21 protein-coding genes are annotated in these 26,323 nt (G+C 44.3%); 8 read left to right on the forward strand and 13 right to left on the reverse strand.

Annotated elements, in window-relative coordinates; all coding sequences use genetic code 11:
* Positions 1-206 precede the first annotated feature (206 nt).
* From NCI00_RS27845 to NCI00_RS27875, 7 genes are all read left to right on the forward strand, one after another.
* On the forward strand, positions 207-1,163 hold the full coding sequence (locus NCI00_RS27845) for a ParA family protein (RefSeq protein WP_253533052.1): 957 nt from the start codon (positions 207-209) through the stop codon (positions 1,161-1,163).
* Between the two features lie 7 nt (positions 1,164-1,170).
* Entirely contained in the window at positions 1,171-2,124 is a 954-nt protein-coding gene (locus NCI00_RS27850) for a ParB N-terminal domain-containing protein (protein ID WP_253533054.1), read from the forward strand.
* Positions 2,125-2,345: 221 nt separating this feature from the next.
* Entirely contained in the window at positions 2,346-4,139 is a 1,794-nt protein-coding gene (locus tag NCI00_RS27855) for a PQQ-dependent sugar dehydrogenase (protein ID WP_253533056.1), read from the forward strand.
* A 54-nt stretch (positions 4,140-4,193) separates the two neighbouring features.
* On the forward strand, positions 4,194-4,961 hold the full coding sequence (gene deoC, locus NCI00_RS27860) for a deoxyribose-phosphate aldolase (protein ID WP_253533058.1): 768 nt from the start codon (positions 4,194-4,196) through the stop codon (positions 4,959-4,961).
* Positions 4,962-5,023: 62 nt separating this feature from the next.
* Complete coding sequence (locus tag NCI00_RS27865; RefSeq protein WP_253533060.1) at positions 5,024-6,007, forward strand: ThuA domain-containing protein; 984 nt, start codon at positions 5,024-5,026, stop codon at positions 6,005-6,007.
* A 110-nt stretch (positions 6,008-6,117) separates the two neighbouring features.
* On the forward strand, positions 6,118-7,356 hold the full coding sequence (locus NCI00_RS27870; RefSeq protein ID WP_253533062.1) for an SGNH/GDSL hydrolase family protein: 1,239 nt from the start codon (positions 6,118-6,120) through the stop codon (positions 7,354-7,356).
* Between the two features lie 129 nt (positions 7,357-7,485).
* On the forward strand, positions 7,486-11,337 hold the full coding sequence (locus NCI00_RS27875) for an ExeM/NucH family extracellular endonuclease (RefSeq protein WP_253533064.1): 3,852 nt from the start codon (positions 7,486-7,488) through the stop codon (positions 11,335-11,337).
* Between the two features lie 92 nt (positions 11,338-11,429).
* On the opposite strand, the gene NCI00_RS27880 is transcribed toward NCI00_RS27875, so the two are convergent.
* The 13 genes from NCI00_RS27880 to NCI00_RS27940 form a co-directional block, all read right to left on the reverse strand.
* On the reverse strand, positions 11,430-11,933 hold the full coding sequence (locus NCI00_RS27880; protein ID WP_253533066.1) for a DUF6691 family protein: 504 nt from the start codon (positions 11,931-11,933) through the stop codon (positions 11,430-11,432).
* A gap of 30 nt (positions 11,934-11,963) precedes the next feature.
* Entirely contained in the window at positions 11,964-12,539 is a 576-nt protein-coding gene (locus NCI00_RS27885) for a YeeE/YedE family protein (RefSeq protein WP_253533068.1), read from the reverse strand.
* An 11-nt stretch (positions 12,540-12,550) separates the two neighbouring features.
* Positions 12,551-13,909 (reverse strand): OprD family outer membrane porin, encoded by a 1,359-nt coding sequence (locus tag NCI00_RS27890; RefSeq protein WP_253533070.1) that lies wholly within the window; start codon positions 13,907-13,909, stop codon positions 12,551-12,553.
* A gap of 113 nt (positions 13,910-14,022) precedes the next feature.
* The gene (locus NCI00_RS27895) at positions 14,023-15,693 is read right to left on the reverse strand and encodes a bifunctional metallophosphatase/5'-nucleotidase (RefSeq protein ID WP_253533072.1); all 1,671 of its coding nucleotides are present in this window, start codon (positions 15,691-15,693) and stop codon (positions 14,023-14,025) included.
* Between the two features lie 18 nt (positions 15,694-15,711).
* Entirely contained in the window at positions 15,712-16,134 is a 423-nt protein-coding gene (locus NCI00_RS27900; RefSeq protein ID WP_253533074.1) for a DsrE family protein, read from the reverse strand.
* Entirely contained in the window at positions 16,131-17,132 is a 1,002-nt protein-coding gene (locus tag NCI00_RS27905; protein WP_310586796.1) for a c-type cytochrome, read from the reverse strand. Before NCI00_RS27905 ends, NCI00_RS27900 begins: the two co-directional genes overlap by 4 nt.
* A 254-nt stretch (positions 17,133-17,386) precedes the next feature.
* On the reverse strand, positions 17,387-17,602 hold the full coding sequence (locus tag NCI00_RS27910; RefSeq protein WP_253533078.1) for a hypothetical protein: 216 nt from the start codon (positions 17,600-17,602) through the stop codon (positions 17,387-17,389).
* Between the two features lie 20 nt (positions 17,603-17,622).
* Positions 17,623-18,219, reverse strand: a complete 597-nt coding sequence (locus NCI00_RS27915) for a class I SAM-dependent methyltransferase (protein ID WP_253533080.1) — start codon at positions 18,217-18,219, stop codon at positions 17,623-17,625.
* A gap of 154 nt (positions 18,220-18,373) precedes the next feature.
* Positions 18,374-19,795 carry an MBL fold metallo-hydrolase gene (locus NCI00_RS27920; protein ID WP_253533082.1) on the reverse strand — a complete coding sequence of 474 codons (1,422 nt, stop codon included), beginning with the start codon at positions 19,793-19,795 and terminating at the stop codon, positions 18,374-18,376.
* A 188-nt stretch (positions 19,796-19,983) separates the two neighbouring features.
* Positions 19,984-21,399 carry an MBL fold metallo-hydrolase gene (locus NCI00_RS27925; RefSeq protein ID WP_253533084.1) on the reverse strand — a complete coding sequence of 472 codons (1,416 nt, stop codon included), beginning with the start codon at positions 21,397-21,399 and terminating at the stop codon, positions 19,984-19,986.
* A 105-nt stretch (positions 21,400-21,504) separates the two neighbouring features.
* A complete protein-coding gene (locus NCI00_RS27930; protein ID WP_253533086.1) occupies positions 21,505-22,311 on the reverse strand; it encodes a sulfite exporter TauE/SafE family protein in 807 nt (268 codons plus the stop codon).
* Between the two features lie 156 nt (positions 22,312-22,467).
* On the reverse strand, positions 22,468-23,433 hold the full coding sequence (locus tag NCI00_RS27935) for a YihY/virulence factor BrkB family protein (RefSeq protein ID WP_166561453.1): 966 nt from the start codon (positions 23,431-23,433) through the stop codon (positions 22,468-22,470).
* 60 nt (positions 23,434-23,493) lie between these two features.
* Complete coding sequence (locus tag NCI00_RS27940) at positions 23,494-24,123, reverse strand: SDR family NAD(P)-dependent oxidoreductase (RefSeq protein WP_253533089.1); 630 nt, start codon at positions 24,121-24,123, stop codon at positions 23,494-23,496.
* A 529-nt stretch (positions 24,124-24,652) separates the two neighbouring features.
* On the opposite strand from NCI00_RS27940, the gene glgP reads away from it, so the two are divergent.
* Positions 24,653-26,317: an alpha-glucan family phosphorylase gene (glgP, locus tag NCI00_RS27945; protein WP_253533091.1), complete on the forward strand. Its 1,665-nt coding sequence runs from the start codon at positions 24,653-24,655 to the stop codon at positions 26,315-26,317.
* Positions 26,318-26,323: the final 6 nt, after the last annotated feature.

Raw genomic sequence — 26,323 nt, forward strand, 5'->3', positions numbered from 1 at the left:
CCATCAAAAATGGATTTGGGGGTCAACTAAAAAATTAGTTCGTTACTATTTCACTTCTTTCCCGCCTTTTTCAATTCCACATTCTGTTTTAGGCCCTAAATCAAAAACCTTACACTACTTTTTACAGTATTTTGTCAAAATACTTTTACTAATGATTACTATTTTAACTATTTTTGTAAAAAAATAATGACAAAATCAACAGTCGTATGATAAGTCAAAAAGAAGTAGAAAATTTCTTGAAGCACAACCCCGCGCTCACCGTGTCGGCATTGGAGAAAGAAGCAGGGATTCCAAAGGGAACCATTGCCCAAGCACTTGCGGGCTCACGTAACCTAGCAGAAAAACATCTTACTGCGCTCTTCCCCATATTAACCAAATACGGTTATTCATCCACCCTTTACGAAAAAGCCAGAGTCATATCCATCATTAATCACAAAGGGGGAGTGGGAAAAACAACCACAACATCCTCATTAGGGGAAGCATTAGCTAGGAGAGGTTTTAAAGTCTTGCTTATCGACCTAGACCCACAAGGTAATCTCAGTCAAATTCTTGGTGTAGAAAATCCAGAAGTGCAGGTGGCCCATGCGCTGCTAAATCATGCTCAACCATTGCCCATCATTGAAATATCAGAGAATCTTTATCTGTCACCCTCAGATATTGAGCTTGCAGATGCCGAGATTCAACTCATTTTGAGTGTGGGGGGAGATTTGCGTCTAAAGAACAAACTTCAACCTCTACTTACCGAATTTGAATACGTGCTGATTGATTGCCCTCCCTCCCTCAATAAACTGACGATTTCGGCCATGAATGCTTCCAACAGCTGTTTGATTACACTGTTACCCGAAATGTCGGCCGTAAAGGGCCTTAATTCGCTTCTACAGCGCGTTATGGAGGTGAAGACGAACCTCAACTCAGAATTGAAGGTTGATGGCATTGTGTTTACAATGGTGAAGAAAAACAGCGTCCATGACGGAATCAAAGAAAACGTGAAAGAGAACGTGCCAATTCGGGTCTTTAAAACCGAAATCAAACACTTGGTTGACTTTCAAAAATCACAAATTTTACAGCGACCCATTGCCAAATTTGCCGATAACTCCGAGGCTGCGAAAAATTACCGTGATTTTTGTAATGAGTTTATTGATTACCTGCAAATTGTAAAATAATATCCCTATGGCTAAGCTCAACATCAAAAACGCCATTGGCGAAAAAACCAAACAGGCGCTCAATAACAGCTACATCACTTCTGAGCAGATAAAGCAAAACATTCAAATTTTAGAGGAACTTCGCAGTTTTATCCCCTCTCCTACCGAGGATGAACTCAATCAGCTGGAACAAAATATTATCAAAAACGGCTGCAAAGACGCGTTACTGTTATGGGAAACCACCCAAGGTGTAGTCGATGATGCGTCTCTTACCCCTAATACCCCAGCCTACATACTGGTCGATGGGCACAATCGCTATCGTATTTGCACCGCCCGAAACATTAATTTCAACGTTCAGTTAATGCCTTTTTTGTCACTTAAGGAGGTAAAAGACTACATGATTGATTTGCAGTTGGGTCGCCGAAATTTAACCCCCCAACAAACTTCCTATTTTAGGGGTCTCAGGTATAATTTGGAGAAGACGGAAAAAGGGAAATACGACCGAAATGACCATAAGTCCCACTCTGGGACTTATGGTGAAAATGACGGAGAAAAGCATAATTCCCAAAATGGGACTTATGATAAAAATTCACTTTCAACCTCCGAAAAGTTAGCCAAAGAATATAAAGTTGGCAGAAATACAATTCTAAGAGACGCCGAATTTGCCGCGGGGCTTGATAAGCTAGATAATGACCTTAAAAATGCGGTTTTAAGCGGTGAAATCAAGATTGGTAAAGCTGATATTCAGAAATTAGCCAAGACACAGGAAACCGAACTCATTGACTCAACGGAGAAACTAGAGGGTATACTCACCGAAAAAGAAACGACTCTATTCGTAAAAAATAAGCCCAAAGCAAAGGTAGAAGAAACGAAAAAAATGCTGATAAAAGCATTTGAGAAAATCAGAACCTCATCGGATGTTAGAATGAAAGATGTTGATAAATTGATTGAATGGGCAGAGAAACTAAAACAACTGATTTGAAACCATAACCCCTCATTTTCACACTCATCTACCGAAGGCTTTCTCCCTAAACGAGAGAGCTTTTTTGTTTTTTCGAAGGTATGTAAGGCATGATGTCAAGTATTCTTGTACGCCGCCAATAATATCTTGCAATCGTTTTCGGGAGATTTTTGGCTAAATCTTCTTTCATTAAGAAATGTCCTTTTTTTATCCATACTTCAATCAACTATTTTTATTATCTAATGAAAATTACCAACCCTAATACTATTACATCATCGATTCTGACGACAAGAGTGCTCATTTTTATATCATTTTTTACCGCATTGTTGGGCGTGACCTCCTACGCAGGGGAAAATAAAACAACTTCGAAAAGCTCCCAAAAAAGATTAGTTGAAGACGAATATTCAACGGATAAGAAAATAATTACCAAAGGACAGGTTTTATTTGAAAACAACTGTTCGGCGTGTCACAACTTTTTGCAGAAGGGCATCGGCCCCGAACTTTCGACCGTAACAACCGTAGTGCCCTCAGAATGGCTAAAAAAGTTTATCCGAAATGCCCCCGAAATGATCGGTAGCGGTGATGCCCGTGCGTCTATGCTTTTTGATGAATATAAGCAGGCAATGCCAGCTTTTACAGCATTACCAGAAGCCGACATTAAGGCAATTATGTCGTTTATTCATTCCAAACGAAAAACTGAAACTACCGCTTCTGTTTCGAGTCATTTAGGAACGCCTGTGAGCAATCCAGTCCCAAAAAAAATTGAAAAATCAGGATTACGCTTAAAATTAGAGTATTTAACTACCGCTCCCCCGACAGCGGCAAAATTGCCCTTGGCCAGAATCAATAAGATGTTGAAATTGGCGGGAGCAAAAGACCGTTTGTTTATCGTGGATTTGCGGGGAAAACTCTACGAAATGATTGATAATCAGCTTGTAGAGTTTATGGATATTGCCAAAGAAATTCCTGAATTTATTCACGCTCCAGGATTAGCGACTGGATTTGGAAACTTTGCCTTTCACCCTGATTTCTACCGTAATGGGCTTTTTTACACCACCCATACCGAAAAAGGAAAAGCTGCCACGCCCGATTTTGGGTACGCCGACTCCATAAAAGTAACCTTACAATGGGTGCTCCGAGAATGGAAAATGGAGAATCCTAATGCCAAGACTTTTTCGGGCAAAGGTCGTGAGTTGATGCGGGTAAATATGGTTTCACCCATCCACGGAGTGCAAGAAATTACGTTCAATCCTCTAGCCAAGGTGGGGAGTGCTGACTATGGTTTATTGTACATTGGAGTGGGGGATGGGGGCGCTACAGAAAATGGTTTCGCTTTTTTATGCAATGATAAAACGCACGTTTGGAGCTCGGTATTACGCATCAACCCGTTGGGAAAGAACAGTAAAAACGGGCGCTACGGGATTCCTGCGTCAAATCCATTTGTTAAAGTCAAAGGCGCGGTTGGAGAAGTGTATTGTCGTGGTTTTAGAAATCCCAATCGCATCATTTGGACACCAGATGGTAAAATGTTGATTACGGACATTGGCCATACCCAGATTGAAGAAATTAATATTGGCAAGCCAGGAGCCGATTACGGATGGCCCGAGCGGGAAGGTACTTTTGTGATGAACGCCCGCGGAAAAATGAACTTGGTGTATCAGTTACCCAAAAATGAGCCTCCGACCAAATACACCTATCCAGCAGCTCAATACGACCACGACGAAGGCAATGCCATTTCGGGGGGATTTGTGTATGATTCAAACAATATTCCGCCCCTCAAAGGCAAGTATATTTTCGGGGATATTGTCAATGGTCGCATTTTTTACGTGGAAAATAACCAATTCCGCCTTGGAAAGCAGGCCGATATTCAGGAATTAGAGCTTATGCTGGAGGATAAATTGACAACTTTACGTGAACTCACAGGCTACGCCAAAACCGACGCGAGATTGGGAGAGGGGCTAAACGGTGAATTGTATATTTTCACAAAAACAGACGGGAAAATTTACAAAGTCAGCGCTTGTATGGTAAATGAATAACTGTTTTGCAGAAATAACCCATTATAATGATATTTTACATTAAACTTGATTGTTATGAACACCGCAAAGATTCGCAGCCTTGCAAAGATGATAGACCACTCGCTGCTGCATCCAACCCTGACGGATGCAGAACTACTGGAAGGTTGTAAGCTGGCCCTAAAATACGATGTTGCCTCGGTTTGTATCAAGCCTTATGCGGTCAAAATGGCCACGGAGTTGCTGGCAGGTACTGATGTTTTGGTAGGTACGGTGATTGGTTTTCCCCACGGGAACAGTACCGTTTCGATAAAAGTCGCCGAAACTGTTCAGGCCTGTAAGGACGGGGCTGTTGAGATTGATATGGTGGTCAACATCGGAAAGGTATTGGCCAATGATTGGACTTATGTGCAAGAGGAAATACAGGCGGTTAAAACGGCTTGCAAGCAGCACGGGGCCATTCTGAAGGTGATTTTTGAAAATGATTTCTTGCCCGAAGATTCCTTTAAAATCAAACTTTGTGAGATTTGTACGGCAGTCGGGGCTGAATTTGTAAAAACCTCTACTGGCTACGGTTTTGTGAAGGGCAGCGACGGAAAGTACAGCTACGAAGGCGCCACTGAGCATGACCTCCGATTGATGCTCGACCACGTGGGCCCAGGGGTTTTGGTCAAAGCCGCGGGTGGGGTGCGTACCCTTGACGGGCTTCTGAAAGTGCAGAAAATGGGCGTTGCACGTTTGGGCGCCAGCGCCACGGCGGCCATTATGGAGGATGCTTATCGTCGTTTTGGATTAGTCGATGGTAGCGCGCCCACTGGCCCCTTTGCCGAAAGTAAAGGGTATTGAGTAAAAATGCTGTTTTTTAGGAAGATTTAATCGATTAGAAATTATAACCATTCACTTTTTTCATGAAACCTACTTACGTTTTTTTAGTGCTTTTGACCACGCTGGGGTGGGGAAATGCTCAAGCCCAATCCAAAAAAGAAAAAGGTCCAAAAATCATCAAAACCTTGATTGTTGACGGGCAAAACAACCACGAGCAGTGGCCCAAAATAACGTACATGATGAAAGATTACTTGGAAGAAACGGGTAAATTTTCGGTGGATGTGCAACGTACTTATTACACTTGGAACGGTGGTGACCTCGTTGATAAATACAAAATCAAAGGACTGCCTGCCACCAAAGCAATGGCAAATGCCAAAATGGATTCCGCTTTTCATCCTGATTTCTCTAAGTATGATTTAGTGGTTTGTAATTTTGGTTGGAATGCGGCCCCTTGGTCGGACGAAACGCAGGCTGATTTTGAGAAATTTATGAACAATGGCGGTGGTTTAGTGGTCGTTCATGCCGCCGATAATTCATTTCCGAAATGGCCTGCCTATAACCGAATGATCGGGGTAGGAGGCTGGGGCGACCGTAGCGAAAAAGACGGCCCTTTTGTTTACTACGATCAAAATGGAAAGTTGGTCAAGGATATGCAGGCTGGTAAAGCAGGCTCTCATGGGGCACAAAAGGAGTTTTTAATCACTGTCAGAAACTCCAAACACCCGATTACGAAAGGAATGCCGCTGAAATGGATGCACACCAAAGACGAAATGTATGACCGCCTGCGCGGGCCCGCCGAAGATATGGAAGTATTGGCCACGGCTTTTTCTCCTAAAGATAACCGCGGAACCGACCGCCACGAACCCATGTTGATGACCATCAAATACGGCAAGGGGCGCGTTTTTCATACGCCACTCGGACATGTTGATTATTCGGTCGAATGTGTCGGATTTATCACTTGCCTTCAACGCGGGGCTCAGTGGGCCGCTACGGGCAAGGTCGATATCCCCATTCCAAGAGATTTCCCGACCGAAAATGCCACTAGTCAACGCAAGTTTGTTGATTAAATAAACCAGAATGAGGAACAATTAATGGAGAAAAAAGGATAGAAATAGAAGTTTGAAGTACTTTTGGGATAAAAATTCACCCGTTATTTATCGGTACTTTCCCAAACGTAATGAAAAAACTATTTTTTGTACTATGTTCGGTGCTTTTTGCCATACGGACTATTGCACAAACCGAACCTTTAGTTAATTCTGTTGAGGCAACCTATCGCGCAGGCTTGCCTCATTTTTTTGATAAAATACAGAAAGGTCAAACCGTAAAAGTGGCCTATTTGGGTGGGAGTATTACCCGGGCCGATCATGGATGGCGCACTAAAACATTCCAATGGTTGCAAAGCAACTATCCCCAAGCACAATTTGTGGAAATCATGGCCGCCATCGGTGGGACCGGCTCCGATTTTGGCGCGTATCGCTTGCAAAACCATGTTCTGCAATATGCTCCTGATTTGGTTTTTGTGGAATTTGCCGTCAATGACAATGGAAAATCGGCGCAGGATGTGAAAGAATCAATGGAAGGAATTGTCCGCCAAATTTGGCAACAAAACCGCTCCATTGATATTTGTTTTGTGTATACTTTCTCCCGCCCGCAGTTGGAATTTTATCAGCGGGGTACATTCCCCGTTTCTGCATCGGCGATGGAAGGCGTCGCCGATTATTACCAAATCCCCTCAATTTCAATGGCTTTTCCTGCGGTGAACTTAATTGCTGAGGGAAAAATGGTGCTTCAAGGTCAGGCTGGTTCTACTACTGACCCAATGGTTTTTTCGGCGGATGGAGTACATCCTTTCCCTGAAACAGGGCATAAAGTATACGCAGAAGCCGTAAAAAAACACCTAATTCAGCTTCAATCGGTTGGGAAAAAAGGCAAACACAAGTTGAAAAAGGCGTTAATGCCTAACAATTTAGAAAAAGCAAGCCTTTTGGCGCTGGACAAAATCCAAAAAAGTTCGGGCTGGCAAAGGGTCGATTCAGTCGTGATAGGAAAAGCTTACGCCTCGCTTCTGACCTCCGTCATTGCCTCCGATGACACTTCGGAGTACATCAAGGTACGCTTCAAGGGAACAAGTTTTGGAATCGTGGATGTGATAGGGCCGAGTAGTGGGCAAATCAGAGTATACATCGACAATGAGCCACCTCGTTACATCAATCGTTTTGATGAATATGCGACCTACTACCGGATGAACTATACGATTATTAACGGTTTGAATGCAGGAAATCATGAGGTAACCATAAAAGTTTCCGCTGAAAAGCTTGATAAAGCGTCGATTTTGCAAAAACGCAATAACAAAATAAACAACCCTAAGTTATACGAGAAGCAGTTTTTATACCTAGGAGGGATTTTGGTAAGATAATTAAAGCTTTTTAGGTATGACTTTTAGGTATATTATTTTTAAAATTTACATTTTGATAATGTTACTGTTTGTACTTTCGCGACAACATAATTTTACTTCACTCAAATCAAACGTTCTAAAAAACCATTTATGACTTCACTTTTACTACCCCAAACCCATTTTCAACCTTTAAATCCCGTGCGTTGGCTTCAGCGTTTAGGCTCTTTTTGCCTTTTAGCCCTATTGTTAACGGTTTCAACGGTCTCTCGGTCGCAGGCGCCCACGGAGTTGTTTATTTCTGAGTACATTGAAGGAAGCAGCAACAACAAAGCCATTGAAATTTATAATGGTACGGGCAGTGCCATTAATTTAGCGGATGGCGGGTACAATATTCAGATGTATTTTAACGGTAACACTGCTTCGACATTAACCATTAATTTGACGGGGACAGTCGCTAGTAATGATGTTTTTGTTATTGCCAATTCAGGTGCAAGCACAACCATACTGGCCCAAGCCGATCAAACCAATGGTTCGGGTTGGTTCAACGGTGATGATGTGGTTGTGCTTCGCAAAGGCACTACAATTATTGACGTAATCGGTATAATTGGAAATGACCCTGGTACCGAATGGGGATCGGGGCTAACCTCTACCGCCGACAATACCCTTCGTCGGAAAGCAGTCATCTGTGGTGGTGAAGTAAACGGAAGTAATGCATTTGACCCTGCCACCGAATGGGATGGCTTTGCCAACGACACATTTGGTGGCTTAGGAACGCACACCGCTACCTGCGGTCCCGTGACGCCTACGCTCAACATCAATGACGTTTCTAAAGTAGAAGGCAATACCGGCACCACTACTTATTCATTTACGGTAAGTTTGAACGTAGCTGCGGGAGCAGGTGGAGTGACGTTTGATATTGCGACCGACGATAATACCGCTAGTTCGAGCAGTGATTATGTAGCAAAATCATTGACTGGACAAACCATCCCACAAGGCTCAAACAGTTACAGTTTTGAAGTGGTAGTAAATGGCGACGAAACCACCGAGCCAAACGAAACCTTTTTTGTCAAAGTAACCAACGTAACTGGCGCGACTGCGGGTGATACACAAGGGCAGGGGACCATTCAAAATGATGATATCGCAGTTTCTAAAATACACGAAATTCAAGGTAGTGGCACCACGACGCCTTTTGCGGGCACAACGGTTGCCATTGAAGGCATTGTAACGCGTACTTTCCTTGGTTCAACGCGTTTGAACGGTTTTTATGTACAGGAAGAAGATGCCGATACCGACGGCAATCCAGCCACGTCGGAAGGGATTTTTGTTTTTGACCCCGCCCAACTTTTCAGCGGTAACATCGGTGATAAAGTAAAAGTAACGGGTAAAGCGGCAGAATTTACCTCAAGCGGAAGCAGCTTAACCCAATTGAACGAATTGGTGAGTGTACAGAATGCGGGTGCGGCTACGTTACCTGCTATTACCAACGTACAATTACCTGTATCAGACGTGAACGACTTGGAGCGCTACGAAGGTATGCTCGTGGAGTTGAGCGCCGCCACGGGAAATCTTACCGTGACAGAGCTGTTTCAATTGGGCCGTTTCGGACAACTTGTGCTCTCCGCAAACGGTGACAGCAATCAACCCGGCACCGACGCCCGTTTGGATCAATACACGCAGTTTAATACCCCAAGCGTAGCAGGTTATTCTGACTATCTGGCTCAGATTGCCAAAAGAAAGATTTATTTGGATGATGGCGTTGGTTCACAAAACCCTGACCCAATCATTTTTGGGCGAGGTGGAAATCCCCTCAGCGCTTCCAATACCCTCCGCACGGGCGACGAGGTCGTGAGTGTGGTGGGGGTGTTAGACCATCGTTTTGAAGGCTACCGAATCCAGACCTTGACCAGCCCTAATTTCATGGCCACCAATGCCCGCCCAGCTACGCCGCCTATGCTTGGTGGCACGTTGAAAGTGGCTAGCTTCAATGTGCTCAACTATTTCAACGGAAACGGTTCGGGCGGTGGATTTCCTACTTCACGCGGAGCGGACAATGTTACCGAATTTAATCGTCAACGGGATAAGATTCTGAACGCAATCATTGCTTCAGGAGCCGATGTAGTTGGTTTGATGGAAATTGAAAATGACGGTTTTGGAGCCACGAGTGCCATTCAAGATTTAGTGAATGGATTAAACGGTATTGCTGGTGCGGGTACTTATAGTTTTATCAATTCAGGCAATATTTCTACTGACGAAATAACCGTTGCAATGATTTATAAACCAGCGGCGGTCAGCCCCGTTGGCGATGCAAAGGCCATTCCTTTTGATTTTGGTACGGGTTCGTTCACGGTGGTAGGAAGACGGTCGTTGGCGCAAACATTCCAGCAGGTTTCAACGGGAGAAGTGTTTACGGCTGTAGTAAACCATTTTAAATCAAAAGGTAGCAGTTCAGGCGGTGCAGGAGATGCCGATTCTGGCGACGGGCAGGGGCTCTCTAACGGAACACGTACCCGTCAGGCACAGGATGTAGCTGCGTGGTTGTTAACAAACCCAACGGGCACAACCGACCCTGATTACCTTATTCTGGGTGACTTGAATGCATACGCCAAAGAAGACCCGCTAACCACTTTTGCCAATGCGGGTTTCGGAAATCTTCTTCCTTTGACCTCATATTCGTACGTTTTTGATGGTCAACTTGGTTCGCTTGACCACGCCCTTGGAAGTTCTGCCTTTGTATCACAGGTAACGGGGGCCGAAAAATGGCACATCAATGCTGACGAGCCTACCGTTTTAGACTATAACACAGAATTTAAAACAGCAGGTCTTGTTGCTTCATTGTACAGCACTGAGCCTTACCGGGCTTCTGACCACGATCCTGTTTTGGTCGGACTGAATTTGTGCACACCGCCCACAATCACCAACGTAGTAGTAACCCAACCTACTTGTTTGACCGCTACGGGCAGTGTTGTAATTACCGCCACGGGTACAGGTACGTTGGAGTACAATTTGAATAATATGGGTTGGCAGGAATCAAATACTTTTAGCGGTTTGACTTCGGGAAATTATACCCTTGTAGTGCGCTCCAAAGCCAATACATCTTGCTCTACAACCTATGCAAGCAACCCCGTTGTGGTTAATGCTGCTCCGCTTGTACCTTCAGTGTTCAGCGTTTCAGGCGGTGGTGGAAAATGCAGCGGAAACAATGGAAATGGCGTTGTGCCATCATTCACTATTACGCTGAGCGGTTCGCAAACCAACGTAAACTATCAACTCCTCCGCAATGGCTCGCCAGTGGGCAGCGCGGTAGCGGGCACAGGTAGCTCGTTAACATTTACGCAGACCGAGCAGGGTGCCTATACGGTTTCAGCTACTTCAACCACTGGCTGTACATCGGCAATGACGGGAGAAGCCATTATTTACACCAACAGTCGCCCCGATAAATTTAAGGTTTCGGGTGGTGGAAATTACTGCGTGGGTAGCGCTGGTGTGGAAGTAGGGATGGAGGATTCTGAAGCAGGGGTCAATTACTTGCTCAAAAAAAATAATGTAAGTACGGGAATTTTGGTGGCAGGAACTGGCAGCGCGATTAGTTTTGGATTGCAGCCTGCTGGTACTTACACGGTTGATGCGATCAACGCCGCCACGGGTTGTGATGCTAACATGAACGGCTCGGCGGTTGTTTTGGCCAAAAATTGCAACGGTAGAGTAGGAGCAGAAACCTTTGAATCAGATGATTCTGCTGATGCTAATGTGTGGGCGGCGATTGCGCCCAACCCTGTGATTGGAAGAGAATTGACCCTTTTGGTGAAAGGAATGGCTGGTAAAACGGTTGAGTGGCAATTGCTGAATGTGCAGGGAAGTGTGGCGGTATCGAGCCGATTTGTGAGCGGTAGTAGCGCCCATCGTCAAACCCTCTCGGTTCCTCAATTGGCGGCGGGTTCGTACCTGCTCAACGTTCAATCAAACGGTAAAAGTTTGACTTTGAAAGTGATGAAAGCAGAGTAACTTTTCATCAATTAATATTGAAATAATACAGCGAGTCTAGCGCACATTTTGGCGTAGACTCGCTGTATTATTTTGCGGTAATTCTTTAGGGCTTAGTTGGGTAATTTATCCCTAAAATATCCATAGGCCCACGTTCCTGCCACGGCGCTCAATAACGTGACAATCACGGCCATATAACCACTGCCGATTTGGGCAAATAAAGGCCCCGGACAAGCGCCCGTAATGGCCCAGCCCAAACCAAAAATAAGGCCGCCGTAGATTTGTCCTCGCTGGAATTTCTTGGGGTGAAACTGAATAGTTTCGCCAGATAATGTCTTGATATTGAATTTCTTAATCAAAAATACGGAAATCATTCCGACCACTACCGCGCTACCAATAACGCCGTACATGTGGAAACTTTGCAGGCGGAACATTTCCTGAATACGGAACCAAGAAATGATTTCGGCTTTGACAAAAACAATCCCAAAAAGAACCCCGACAATCAGGTATTTGATATTACTGACCCAACTTTCGGACTGCGCCATGTCGTTGGGAGCTTCACAGACGAAGGGTTGTTCATCTTGCTCAATGGGAGGAGAAACTTGTTGAAAACTCATTGTTGTATGCTTTAATGTGTTGGGTTTCAATTAAAATAATTTGAAAATAAAGGGCATTAATAAGTGGGTCATGGTAAAACCACCAACCATAAAACAGCAGGTTGCGATGAGGGACGGAACTTGGAGATTTGACAACCCCATGATGGCGTGCCCTGAAGTACATCCACCCGCGTAGCGAGTGCCAAAACCAACCATAAAACCACCCAAAACAAAGAAAATGAATCCTTTAAGCGAAAAAAGTGCCTCCATGCTAAACAAGTCGGCGGGCATCAATCCCGAAAAATCCTGAATTCCTAACGCCCGCAAATCAGCCATTGTGCTGGCAGAAAGTTGGAAAGCGTTGGGGTTTTCCATAAAGTTGGTGGCAATCATTCCCCCAAAAAATACGCCGAGTACGAAGACCAAATTCCAGATTTCTTTTTTCCAATCATACTTAAAAAAGGAAATATTGGCGGGAAAACAGGCGGCGCAAATGTGACGCAGTGAGGATGAAATACCAAAAGATTTGTTTCCAATCAATAATAATGTGGGGACGGTCAGCCCAATCAGCGGCCCAGCCACGTACCACGGCCAAGGTTGACGAATCAGTTCAATGAATTGTTGCATGCGAATGTTAATTAATAGTGATAATTGAGAATTAAGTTGAAGTGAGACATATTTACTTTGTTGAATACATAGCGGTCGTTTTGGTATGTTTCGCCAATTTCATCTTTTCGAACAACCAAAAGCAGGGCGTTTAATCCTTTCAGGTATTTTTCAAATTGATACGTAACGCCTAAGTTGATTTGAGAGTACGAAGGCATACCGTATTTGTTAAGTGCGAAATTTTTGGTATCGGGTAGTTGGAAATACCCGCCGCTGATTTCAATTTTTAGGTTCTTCCGAGGTTTATAAAAAGTATTGATACTGGTAGCCGTTACATCCCCAAAACCTTCGTTTCGTTCGCGGGGCATAAACGTATAAAAAGGTTCGCGGCCCCATTCTCGCGGCATAAGGTACCGACCTTCGGCGGTGATTCTGGTGGCATTTATGTACCAATCAAATTTGGTAGATTGCCGCCCGATTCGGCCCGAAATCACCGTCGACGTTGCTCCAGCTTGAGTATAAGCCTGCGACGGGTCTGGATTTCCACCATTGCCCAATGCATTTTGCCTAACTAATTGACTCCCTATAAACCAGTTTTTGCCTGCCTCGGTTTTTGATTTCCATTCGGCTTTCAGAAACCCCGTGTTAGTTATGTTTTCAAGGTAGGTATCCCAAAGCTCAATCGACCATTGTTTTTTACGGTACGTTGCGCCCAATATCCCGACTCCTTTTGATTCCGTATGTCCTTTGTACTGAGAGGGTTTTCCGTTTATATCGACTCCTACGGGATAAACACCCATGCTTTCACCCACCTCAAACCACCGAACGGTTGAGCGCGGAGAAATCCGCCAAATGTATTCGCCGTGGAGTTTGAGGTTTGACCATTCATTGATGTTTACCACGGCGGCCTCGGTCAGGGTGGGTCTCATGCGTCCGTCTTGAGGATTGATAAAGGGCGACTGTGGGATTTGCCGACCGATGGTAACGACCGATTTTTTACCGAAGTGGGTTTTGATAAATAACTCCTCCAGTCGGTCTAAATCTTCGTGGTCGTTGGGGCGCTCAATGTCAAAGAGTCCAATCTCGTAGCGGTTGACTTGTCCCGTTTGTGGGTCGGCTTTGGCGAGGTCGGTGGATTTGATATTAAACATAAAAAAACCACTCAGACCGAGTTGAAAACGCTTAAAAAATTTGGGCGTTTCGTACCCAATTCCAGCCCCAGCCCCCCATGCATAAGCATCACTCAGATTGCCGTCGTTTACGGTGCCTGACCAATAAGACCGGGCATGACCGTAAAAGCGTCCGTTGGCAAAAAAGTGGTTCAACGTATTGGTATCTTTTTCTATTTCTCGGTGACTATGTATGCCTTGTCCATAAACACGACTTAACATACCTGACAACAATATTAGACTATAAAAAGTGCGATTCATTTTCTTCTCTGCCTAGTGTTTTGAAATAACATTACAAAAGTACAGGTTAGAAAAAGGCCCTTCCGTGACAAATGTTACCTAAAGGTATAATCTACCCCAAAAACTTGACTTAAAAGATTCTGAGGAGCGTCTAGGATGGTGGCATCGTGGCGTAAAGCGGGCGTAACGGGAGAAAATTCCCGCAAATATTCTTTCATCACCGTATGAAGGGTATAAGAAGTCAGCCTTGCTTCTTTCACTCCTTTGAGGCGACAAAGCATATCATCGGGGTCACCGTCGCGTTCGCAGGCGCACAAGGTGTAGGTTTTGTCAAGATTGAGAGGCTGACCGCCGATAGTCACTTTTTGCACCCGTTGACCCACTCTTTCCTTTGCTTTAAATTCTATTTGCATCCCTTTAAACCGTATCAACCAGCCTCCAAAACGTTTGGATGCATCTTGGGCAAATACGTTTTGCAATTCTTTTTCGAGCCATTCCATGAGTTGTTGGCCCGTTGCTTTGGCTGTTTTGACGTTAGAATCAATGGGGAGCATGTCAAAAAGATAACCTTCGGTGATGGCCACTTTTCCATCTTTGCCGGCGGTCAGGGGTGGGCAAAAACGAAAACCGTTTGACAAGGCTATATCTGGATTAACCTTCCATTTGAGGGCGTCCACAATTAAAGTATCAATGGTGTTTTCGACCACAAAATTTCGGTATAAGGGTAAAGTACTGTACCCAATCACGCGATTTATTTCGGTACGATACGGTTTTTCAATTTGTTCTATTAACTCCTGTACTTCCTTTTTGGCGGGATATTTTTTAGGGTCAACTTCAATAAGTTCGTAAGAGTCTCCCGTGATTTTTCCGTCTTCAACGCGCAAGTCGAGTTTGCCGATGAATGAACCAAAAGCCCCCGGTTCCACAATTTTGGTGTATTCTGCCTGAATAGGTTTTCGTACCCGCTCGTGCGTATCAGCCCCAAAAATATAGTCAACTCCTTTACAGTCAGGGTTATTGCCAAGCGCAATTTGCTGACTAAGCCCTAAATGTGAAAGTAAAATTACAAAATCACATTGTTCTTGTTCTTTCAACAACGTCACGTATTCTTTTAGGCTTTCTTCGGGTTTTGTGTAAATAATTCCTTTACTGTACATGGGAGATTGACGAATCGGAACCAACGGATCGGTATATCCGAAAAAACCGATTTTAATCCCCAATCGGTTGAAAATCTGGTAGGGTTGAAAAATGAGATTTCCCCGTTTGCCGTCGCCTGCGTCGTGGTACATATTGGCGCAGACTTTGGGCGTCAGTAGCCCGCCCATCAGGTGCTGCATGTTTTGTTTGTTGTACACCACTTCCCAGTTTCCGGGAAGATACAGGTCATAATTGAGCGCATTCAAAAGCGGAACAAACGCTTTGCCTGTGGTTTTGATGGCAAGCATACTGCCCTGAAACATATCGCCCGTATCCATGACGATGGTATTCGACGGGTTTTGTTTTCGCAACACATCCAAGGCCGTTGCCAAATGCGCGTAGCCTCCTGCTTTACGAAATGTAAGTTGGTTGTTCTCCCAAAAAAGCTCATCGTGGGGGTGAAGCTGGCAGTGAACGTCGGTGGTTTGTAAGAATGTAATTGTTCCGCTTTTGGCGTGGTTACTTTTTTCGGAATTTGTGTTTTTTTCAGAAGCCGATAGGGGAGGCGTACTTCCCAAAATGGCCCCTGTAAACAAACCTGATTGGAGGAATTTGCGGCGAGAAGGCATTGTTTATAAAGGTTTAAGTTAAAATCCCGCTTTGATGTATGACCAACCTTCCTCTTGCCTGAGTACAATTTCTGCCAGCCCGACGGGGACAAAAATGGCCGCTGGTAAAATCTGGTTTTTGGCTATTTTTCGTTGTTTAAGGGTATTTTCACAAACGGCAAAGACGATTCCACGTTCTTTCAGAAGTTCAATTTCTTTGCTCAGGATGGCTTCGTCTTTTTTCATAAAACCTACCCCAGCATTGTGAACAACAACTTCGATTTTGGCGGTTTTCCAATAATCTAAGACGTTTCCTAGTTGTTTAACGAGTGCTTTATGCACAAGGGTGTCAGCGGAGGCCAAGTGAAATACGATGCGATGTTCTTTCTCCGGTGTTTGTCCAATGGCCTGATTTACAAACAAAATACCCGTGAAGGCAAAAATAAAAAGGAGTGATTTCATAGGGAGGCGAGGCTAGGCTTTTTGGATTTATTGGCTTTGTGTTTTTCTTTCCAATCCTTGATGGGCTTGTAAGGGCCATATTTATGCTGGGTTTCGGTAAATGGGTCGGAATAAGGGCCAAACGGATGGTCGAAGGGCTTGCCGTCGATATTGGGCCAATCCTTGCTTAAGTCTTTGGTAGGTCGGGGCATGGAATTAACATAGGCAGCTACGTCCCAGGCTTCTTCGTCGGTGAGTTGGGCATTTTTGTAGGTGACTCCAAAAGGCATGTTGTATTTTACATAGCCCGCAAAGTTGGAAATGCGGTACAAACCCGCGCCGATATTGTAGCTGTTGGGCCCCCAAAGCGGCGGAAACGTATAGCTTTTACCGTCGGCGGCCAATACACCTTCGCCTTTTGCCTGATGGCAACTTTGGCATTTTTGTTCATACACTACTTTTCCCAAAACGGGGTCGGTGGCTCTTTTGAGCCCTTTTAGTTTATAAATTCCTGAGCCTTTGGGTGCTTTATTTTTGGGAACTCCCGTCCCTAACCATTCGATGTAGGCCAAAATAGCCTTCATTTCGCGGCTGGTCGAGTCGGGGGCTTTTCCGTTGAGGCTGCGCTCAAAGCAATCGCTGACGCGTTTTACTTGATTTTCGCTCGTTCCCGACCGTTCGCGAAATTTGGGATAGGTAGCCTGTACGGCAAAATAGTTGTTGCCCCAAGGCTGAGCACCCGCTTGCAAATGGCAGTTTTGGCAATTCATGCCGTTAGAAATGGGCTTTACGCTGCCCTTGGGCCCCAGATAGTCAGCCGTATGCGCAATGAGCTCTTTGCCATAATTGATTAACTTTTGTTGTTCTGGGTTGAATTTTGACTTTTGCCAGTCGGCGGGGCCAGGCCAAAGACCCACAAAGTTTGAATCGGGCTTTACATAATTGTTTTGCTCAACAATGGGTGCATTATCGTTTGAATTGGAATCACCAACGACCAGAATATATCCTAAAAAGAACATTAAACTGGCCGAGGTTAGCAGTAAGACTAATAGAATTTTGAGCGAGCGTAATAACGTTTCTACGAGGTTGTTGGACTCCATGATTGCCAAATTGTTGTGAAAGGCGGTGGGACAAAATTAGCGGTATTCAATCTCTTTCAATGTGATATATGTTACATATCAATGAAAAAATTGAATAAAAAAATGAATATGTACAGTATTAAAATAGTTAGTTAAATGTAGGGAGTTTCATCTAACGAGTGGTTAAGGTTGCGCTATTTTATCCATTTTAGCGCGATACTTCGTAGGAGCAAAAGCCAAGGTGTTAAATGTAAAAAAAAATCAAACCAATCCATGGGTTTCATACCCACGGCTCCGCCGAGTATCCATCGAATTTTACCAAATAAGTGCGGCTCGGGAAGAAAAGGAGCCAATCCCAACGTCAGACTTGCCATGAGCCAAAGTTGCCAATTGTTGAGCGTATTTTTCATTGTTCTATGGTTAAGGAGATTTAAGATTTTATCGCAATCATCCGCACAACGTGTGCTTTCCCTTGATGATAAAGCCCTTCATCGAGTTCAACCACTTTGTCTTCCAAACTCAAAATACGCAAGCCTTTAAACTCAGCCTCCAGTTCTTCCAACGAAAAAAGCAGGGCTTCGTCTTTGGGGCCGCCAGAGGTGTAGTATTGTTGATTTTTGTGAAATCCTTCCAAAATAACGTATCCGTCGGGTTTGAGGGCTTGCACCAGTTTTTGATGAAACGCGGGGCGTATTTGAATGGGAAAATGGGTATAAAACAAGCCAATAGCGTCGTAAATCGCCGTTTCAGGTTCGAAATTTTGAACGTCTTTAACGCTGTATTGCAACGTAACACCGTGGCGTTCGGCCAACTGAAAGGTCTTGAGCATGGCTTGAATACTGTAATCAAACGCGGTCACTTCCCAGCCTTTGCGAGCGGCATAAACGGCATTTCGGCCTTCACCTTCAGCGGGTAACAGGATTTTTCCAGCGGGTAATTTATCAATGGTTTCCTGAAAAAACTCATTGGGTCGGGTACCGTATGCAAATTGAGATTCCTGATAACGCGTATTCCAAAACTCTTTCATGGTATTTAAATGTATACTGAATAGGCCAGAAAAGACCCATTAGGTTGATTTTATCACAAAAATCGCGGTTATTACTTTCTTACATCGTGATATATGTTACACAAAAAAAGAGAGAACGAATAATTCGCTCTCTCTTGCAAAGGAAGTAATTGATTTACAATAGAGTAGAAGGGCAGACGTATTCGGTCAAAGAGAGTTTTCCCACGTTTTTGAGGGCCGCAAAACCACCCGCTACATCCACCAAATTATCAAAGCCCCGGGCTTTTAAAATCGAAATCGCAATCATGGAGCGATACCCACCCGCACAATGAACATAAAAGGTTTTGTCGGTTGGAATTTGGGCCATGTGGTCATTCAGAAAATCCAGCGGCAAATTTTCTACGCCAACTATGTGCTCGGCGTCGTATTCGCTTTTTTTACGCACATCAAACACCGTTAGTGATGGATTTTCGGTAAACAAATCAGAAAACGTTTGGGCCGAAATAGAAGTGACGCTGTCCAACTCCAGACCTGCTGCTTGCCAAGCGCCCATGCCGCCCTGCAAGTAACCGATGCAGTTGTCGTAGCCCACCCGGGCCAAACGCGTGATGGTTTCTTCCTCTTTGCCCGCTTCGGCCACCAATAAAATCGGCTGTTTTAAATCAGGAATAAGCGTACCTACCCACGAAGCAAACTGCCCGTCAAGGCCGATATTGATGGCGTTTGGAATAAATCCTTTGGCAAAAGTTTGGGCTTCGCGAACGTCCAAAATCAGGGCTTCGGTTTCGTTGGCGGCGGCTTCAAAAGCGGCGGGTGTCAGCGCCTGACTTCCACGCTGCATGACATCTTCGAGGCTTTCGTAGCCTTGAATGTTCATCAAAACATTTTGGGGAAAATAGGCAGGGGGAGGAACCAACCCCGTCAAAATCTCTTTTATGAATTGCTCTTTGGTCAGATTCAAATTGAGCGCATAATTAAACAACTTCTGGTTGCCGAGGGTGTCGGTGGTTTCTTTACTCATTTTTTTGCCGCAAGCGCTGCCCGCACCGTGGCCCGGATAGACGATAATGTCGTTGGCCAACGGAATGATTTTGGTGCGGAGAGAATCGTAAAGATGCCCCGCCAGTTTTTCTTCTGTCAAATCGCTGATGACGTGCTGCGCCAAATCGGGGCGGCCTACATCCCCGATAAACAGGGTATCGCCCGTGAAAATGGCCGTTTCTTTGCCGTTTTCATCAATCAACAAAAAGCAGGTTGATTCCATTGTATGGCCGGGCGTATGAATGGCCTTGATTTTTACGTTGCCCAACTGAAATTCTTCCCCGTCTTTGGCAACGTAGGCTGTGTATGCGGGCTTGGCGGTGGGTCCAAAAACAATGGTGGCGCCCGTAGCGTTGGATAAATCAATGTGTCCCGAGACAAAATCGGCGTGGAAGTGAGTTTCGAACACGTATTTTATGTCAACGCCTTCTTTTTTGGCGCGCTCTACGTAGGCTTTGGTATCACGAAGGGGATCAATGACGGCGGCTTCGCCGTTTGATTCAATGTAATAGGCGGCTTCGGCCAAACAACCCGTGTAAATTTGTTCTACTTTCATGTCTTTTGAGGAAGTTTATTTTGCTGATTTAATAGAACAAAATTACCGCCTGTTGGTAGCCTTTTCTGTAACTTTTAGCACACAGAAATACTGATTGATGTCAGCTTTTATGTCATTTAATGGTCTCTAAAACCCATAAAAAAATCCCCGATGCTACCGCGTCGGGGATTTAGTGAAAATAAAGTGGGTTAACAAGCGGCAGCTTCGACCAATTCGGTTGCGGTAGGATTTCCTTTCGCGACCCATTCGTTCATCCCTGCCGAATAGTTTTTTACGTTTTTGAATCCGTTTTTGACCAAAAGTGAATACCCAATAGCGGCCCGGTCTCCACCCTGACAATGGATAACCACTTGCTTATCTTTACTGATTTTATCCAAATTGGAGAGAATCGTTCCGATAAAAATATTCTCGACCCCCTCAATATGTTCGGTATTGTATTCCGATACCCCGCGCAGGTCGATTACCTGCGTATCTTCGCGGTTGAGGTAAGATTTGAATTCGTCGATTTCGATGATTTCGCTTTTTTGGAGCGGAATTTCGAGGGTGTTTACGTCGTCAATATAACCAAGTACGTTGTCTAAACCAATGCGCATCAATTTGCGGGTGAGGTCTTCGATTTGGTTGTCGTTGGCCACCAACATAAACGGCTCTTCGTAATTCACAAACCAGCCCATCCACGTAGCAAAGGCGTTGTTTCCCTGAATGTTGATGCTTCCAGGAATAAAACCTTGGGAAAAATCAACTTTATTTCTGGTATCAATCAATTTGATGCCTTTTTCCATGGCGGCTTTTACAGCATCGCCTGAAAGTTTTGTTTGTGTTGGTACCTGCGTAAGCAACGGTCGCGCTACTTTGTTGAGCTTTTTCATCATGGCAAAGTACTTGGGCGGCTCGGGTTGGTCAGCGAGCAGGTAATCCACAAATCCTTTTTGGTCATCGTCGTGCTGAAACGCCCAATTCCGGATTTTTTCGTAACCCACCGTTGAGCTAGGAACAGCGCCGAGGGCTTTGCCACAGGCCGAACCTGCTCCGTGGCCGGGCCATACCTGCAAATAATCGGGTAAAGCGGCAAATTTTTGGATGGAATTGTACATTTGAAGCGCACCTGCGTCTTGTGTCCCTTTCATGCCTGCGGCTTTTTCCAATAAATCTGGACGACCGATGTCACCTACGAAAACGAAATCGCCCGTAAAAAGCATCACTGGTTTGGCACTTGCGGGTTTGTCGGTCAGTAAGAAACTAATACTTTCTGGGGTGTGGCCGGGGGTGTGAATGACTTCAAACGTAAGGTTTCCTACCTTGATTACACTTCCGTTTTTCAGACCGATGTGGTCAAATTCGTATTCCCAACCTTCGCCGCCTTCATCAGAAAGGTACATATTGGCGCCAGTGATTGCGGCCAATTCGCGGGCTCCCGAAAGAAAATCGGCGTGAATGTGGGTTTCGGTGATATGGGTGATGCGCAAACCGTTTTGTTTGGCAATTTCAAGGTACGTATCTACATCTCTTTTGGGGTCAATGACCATGGACTCACCCGTTCTTTGGCAGCCGATAAGGTAACTCGCTTGGGCTAGGGTTTTGTCATAAATGTGTTGAAAGAACATGGTTGTGTTGTGTTAAGATTAGTATTGTTGAATTAATGATACAAAGTTAGATTGAGGGGATGCTCCGTACTGTGACAATTATTACATAAGCCACATTTTATTTGATTATTTAAAGAAAATTTCTTTTGAAATAATCCCGATGCCCATCACGAGTACAAACCAGCCAAACGCTCTTTTGAGTTTTTCGCTCGGGACGAATTTTGAAAGGTAAGAGCCTACGAAGATTCCGACGACGGAGAAAGCGGTAAATTCAAGCAGAAACGGCCAATCGACGGGGAGGTTGGATACGTCGCCGATAAAGCCGATGAGTGATTTTGCCGCAATGATAAGCAGCGAAGTACCTACGGCCATTTTCATGGGCAAATGCGCTAAAACCACCAAGGCCGGGATAATTAAAAAACCGCCGCCAGCCCCCACAAGGCCCGTTAATGCTCCCACAACGGCCCCTTCTAGCCCGATGACAGGATAGTTGAATTTCAATTCGCCAGTTTCTTCGGTTTTATTCTTTTTCTTCTCCTTAATCATCGAATACGAAGCGGCCAACATCACAATGGCAAAGAATATCATGATGCCGATGTTTTTGGTGACCTCAAATCCACCCACCGAAAACAACGAGTCAGGAATGGCAGGAACGAGGTATTTGCGGGTTAGAAAAACGGTGATAAAAGAAGGAACCGCAAAAACCAGCGCGGCGCGATAATTGACCAATTCTTTGCGCATATAATTGACCGAACCAACCAATGAAGTAGTGCCGACCACGAAAAGGGAATACGCCGTGGAAAGAACAGGGTTGATGCCCAATAAATAGACCAAAACGGGTAAAGTGAGAATGCTACCGCCGCCACCGATAAGCCCGAGACTTATTCCGATAAAAATGGAGGCTGAAAAACCAAAAATTTCAATTGAGCTCATTTTCTTTTGCAGTGAGTTGTTGAATGACTCTGCAAAAGTAGACGGTCAAAAAGGGCCTTACCGTGATAATTGTCACATAGGTCAGGAAAGTTTTAAGAAAATTGAGGGAATTTTTACAGGGGGATGCAAGAGCGTTATGAGGGTTTGCTTGGATTGCTAGCCCTTATCTATGAGTTCTTTCTTTTTTTTTTCGTTGGTTTGGATAGAATCTTTGCCGTTTTCAATCTCTACTTCTTTGACGGTAATGGCGTACGCATTGGGATAAATGGCCGAGCCAAATTTCATGGCGTAGGCCTTCGTAAATTCGGCCCCGAAATAGAGAATCAAAGAAGAATAATAGATCCAAACCAACAAAATAGCCATCGAGCCAGCGGCACCGTACATGCTGCCGATGTTGGTTTTACTGATGTAGAATGAAATACCAAACTTGCCGAGCATAAATAAAAGGGCGGTGAGCATCGAGCCCGCCAATACGTCGTGCCACTTGATTTTGGCATCGGGCAAAACCCTGAAAATAACCGCAAATAGTAAGCTGATGACGATGAACGTAAGCGCCTGATTAAGAATATAAAACACCACAATCGTGACTTCGGGAAATGCGGCCTGCAACCGATTGTTGAATCCGTCTAAGATGGTAGTGACGGCCAATGAGACCACCAGTAAAAACCCAAGACTGATAATGACCGAAAAGGATAAAAAACGGTTTTGGATGATTTTGAGCCATCCTTTTTTTGGTTTGGCTTTGATGCCCCATATTTTATTGATGGAGTCCTGAATTTCGGCAAAAATACCTGTGGTTCCTATCAACAAAGTTGCTATTCCGATGGCGGCAGCGGTGGTACTTTTACCACTTATGGCAGCTTTCTTGATGATTTCCTGTAATTCTATGGCCGTGTCTTTGCCCAGAAAACTGTCTAGCTGCGCATAAATTTGCCCTTCGATGGCTTCGCGCCCCAAAAAAATTCCAGAAAAGGAAATGATAACCACCAACAACGGTCCTACCGAAAATACGGTAAAGTACGCCAGCGAGCCGCCGAGTTTGGTCACATTGTCGTCTAAAAATCCGTTGAATGAATTAAGTAAGACTTCCCACAATCCTTTAAGCGTGATTTTTCGAGTCATTGAATTCGTTTTTTAGTGGATGGGGTAAAACGAAATTAAAATACTATACCAGTACGGCCCCTAATTATGTCTTAAATCCAAATCATCCAACGACGTATAAGACAGGGAATACTTTTGCGAATTCAGGATATTGAGCTCAATGAGACTTTCTTGGATGGTATTTTGAAATACCTCAATGAGCGAAAAAATAAGTGGTTTATCGAAGTTATGCGTCGAAAACCGGATGTTGCGAGCGCGGTTTATGGTTGAGATAAAATGCATTATTTTCCCCGTATTTTGTGCCATCATTTCTTTCAGAAAAAGAATGGTTAGGGGGTGCTTTAAAAAAGTATTGGTGGTTGGGATACCATCCTTCCCGTAGAAACCATGGTTATGCTTTAAGGCAGGATTTTGTTTTAGGTGTTCGATTTCTTCGTTATTGATTAATAGCTCAATGGTCAAATTTTGTTCTTTTACTTCCCTATAAAGCTCATACGAGGCCGATTCGGGGGTTAAATCTTTGTTAATGCAAACCGTGTGGGTGGAAGGAAACTCCTCTTGAATGGTGTTACATGCTTTTTGTAATAAATCTGGTTTGGTATCTACCAAAACCAAACTGTATCCTTCTCGCGCCAGAATGCGCGCAAAAGATTCTCCAATTTTACCCGTAGCCCGGGTAATGAGGGCATATATTAACGTCGAATTATTCATTTTTTATCCGTTTGAAAGTTATCCAATTGGCCAGAAATCTATTTTTCTAACCAGTCTATCTCATTATTAAAGCGGCGTAAAAAATGTTCGATATATATTGAGGTATTATGTTTAATATGATTTAATATGGGTTTTCCCATTAGAGATTATTTCCCCACATAAATTTTCGTACTCAGTCAAAAAAGCCATAAAACCAACCAATTAAGGTTGGTTTTATGGCTTTTAAATCATCAGAGAGTGGGTAAATTATTCCTCGTTGCGCAATAAAATCCCCACATTAAGCCCCTTTTTTATGCTGAATATCGAGAGGATTGAGGCCAAATAGAGTTTGAATGCATAGCTCAAAGCCCTGTTAAATAAACGATAAATGGGATTTAGTACTTCTCAGAAAACTGATTTTTAGGAGTGAGAAAAATCAGTTTTTTCGGTGATTAGCTTCATGTGAAGGAAGTTTCTATTTTAGTAATTTACTTTTCTAAAAAATCGCGTTTGGACACTTTTACAAGTTTCAAACCTGTGCCAAAATAGCATGAGTACATATTCATTATCAGGTTTCGCCGACGATTTCACTGGCTTTACGGCCGAGTATTCCAAGCGCGTGGCGTATTTTTCGATGGAATTTGCCATTCATCAACCCTTAAAAACGTACTCAGGTGGGTTGGGATTTTTGGCAGGCTCGCATCTGCGGGGGGCCTATGCGCTTAAGCAAAACCTCATCGGAGTTGGTATTTTATGGAAGTATGGCTACTATGACCAAATCAGAAAAGCTGACCAGACCATGGATGTTTTGTTTATGGAAAAACATTATGGTTTTCTGGTAAAACTAAATGTTACGGTGCAGGTGCTGATTAACAATGCACCCGTGTGGGTGGGGGCTTATTATCTACCCCCTTCGGTTTTTGGCACTGCGCCCCTTTTTCTACTGACCACGGACTTGCCACAAAATGATTATTTGGCCCAAACCATTACGCACCGACTTTATGACCCCAATCCCGAAACCCGAATTGCGGCTTATACGGTACTGGGTATTGGGGGAGCAAAGTTGCTAGATGCCCTCAATTTAACCCCAGATGTTTATCATTTGAATGAAAGCCACCCCTTGCCGTTAGCTTTTTATTTGTATTCAAAATTTAGCAGTGTTGAGGCGGTCAAAGAGCGCGTTGTTTTTACAACGCACACACCCGAAGAAGCCGGCAATCCGCAGTCGGATATTCGCTTACTTGACCGAATGGGCTTTTTTTACTATTTGCCTTTAGACAAAGTAAGGAGTTTGACGGGGGTAGAGGGAGATTCTTTCAATCATGCGTTGGGTGCGTTGCGACTGGCTCGACTCAGTAATGCCGTCTCAGCGATGCACGAGAAAATAAGTAAATCTATTTGGCAACATACGGCAGACATAAGCCCGATTATTCACATTACCAATGCCCAAAGTCAGGTTTATTGGGCGGATAATTCTTTCATTGAAGCCGCAAAGACGGGTAATGATGAATTCTTAAAGCAAAAAAAAGCGGATTGGAAAAAGGAGTTGTTTGAAGTGGTAGCCGACCAAACGGGCGAAATGTATGACCCCAATATCCTGACGATTGTTTGGGCAAGACGACTAACAGGGTACAAACGTGCCGATTTATTGCTCAATGATATGGAGCGCTTCGAGCGTTTGATTTCCAATACCCGTTATCCCATCCAATTGATTTGGGCGGGTAAGCCTTACCCCTATGATTATGTAGGCATTAGCCAATTTGACCGACTTGTGCATTTGTCAAAGCGCTACGTAAACTGCTCTGTTTTGGTGGGTTACGAGTTGTCGTTGTCAAAAATGCTAAAAAGAGGCGGTGATGTGTGGCTAAATACGCCGCGCATCACCCACGAAGCCTCAGGAACCAGCGGCATGACGGCCATTATGAACGGTTCGTTGATGTGTTCAACGAACGATGGCTGGGTATCTGAATTTGCCGTGAACGGCCAAAATGCATTTATATTACCTGAAGCCGACGTAAACAACCCGACCCACGAGCAAGATGATTTTGATGCCAAAAACCTGTTTGATTACCTTGAAAACAAGATTTTACCGCTTTATTACGAAACCCCCGATGCTTGGTGGACGATTGTAAAAGCTGGAATCAATGAAATAAGCCCGCGTTTTGATGCACTTCGGTTGGCGACGGAGTATTACGAACGGCTTTATAAGTCCTAATTTGAT

It is taken from the genome of Runella salmonicolor, from assembly GCF_024158025.1.
GTDB lineage: Bacteria > Bacteroidota > Bacteroidia > Cytophagales > Spirosomataceae > Runella > Runella salmonicolor.